This is a genomic window from Achromobacter sp. SIMBA_011 (genome assembly GCF_046535435.1).
In the GTDB taxonomy this organism is placed as follows: Bacteria; Pseudomonadota; Gammaproteobacteria; order Burkholderiales; family Burkholderiaceae_B; genus Achromobacter; species Achromobacter dolens.
Genome location: NZ_JAWRWN010001101.1, coordinates 1 through 242 on the forward strand (window position 1 = coordinate 1; position 242 = coordinate 242).

Annotated in this window: 1 pseudogene; it reads right to left on the reverse strand. The window is 60.3% G+C overall.

Annotation, left to right across the window (positions count from 1 at the left end):
• Positions 1 to 242: pseudogene (locus SB816_RS34440) on the reverse strand (signal peptidase I); the annotation flags it as partial.

The following is a 242-nucleotide window of genomic DNA, read 5'->3' on the forward strand; positions in this document are numbered from 1 at the left end:
GTCGCGGTTGTCGCCCATCATGAAGTAGTGACCCGGCGGCACCTTGCAGATCACGCCGCGGCTGTTGTACGTGCAATTGTCGCGATACGGATAGTCGTAGGCGCCCATCACGAACGGCGGCACGGCGGGATTGTTGAGGATCGCATTCTTCTTCGTGCCGATCGTTTCCTCGAACTGCTTCGCGTAGTTCTGGCGCTCGTCATCGAAGAAATCCGGCAGCGGCGCTTCAGGCACCGCTTGGC